Origin of the sequence: Cobetia sp. SIMBA_158 (assembly GCF_046566945.1) — a bacterium.
Taxonomy (GTDB): domain Bacteria; phylum Pseudomonadota; class Gammaproteobacteria; order Pseudomonadales; family Halomonadaceae; genus Cobetia; species Cobetia amphilecti.
Map to the genome: position 1 here is coordinate 1 of NZ_JAWJYL010001011.1, position 239 is coordinate 239.

The 239-nt window shown below is 34.3% G+C and carries 1 protein-coding gene; it reads left to right on the forward strand.

The window, feature by feature from the left end:
* Nucleotides 1–207 (forward strand): hypothetical protein (locus R2R70_RS22850; protein ID WP_410979324.1); only part of this gene is annotated, 207 nt, incomplete at its 5' end.
* Nucleotides 208–239 lie beyond the last annotated feature (32 nt).

Below are 239 nucleotides of genomic sequence, written 5' to 3' on the forward strand. Positions count from 1 at the left end.
TATCAGGATCTATCTTATCATCATGCGTTCATTGGTCACGAAATTGAAGTTGATGTCCATCCAGATGATTTTGAAGGTTTCATTGGAGAAGCTGATTATCCAGTGGGGCTTATTGGTAAAAGAGATAGATTAGTTATTTATTATGGTTCAGTTGGAATGGATGGATTATCCGCTCAAAAAAAGAGAACAGAATTAGTTAATTTATAGATCAAGCAAGCGTCATTCAATTCTATTGAATG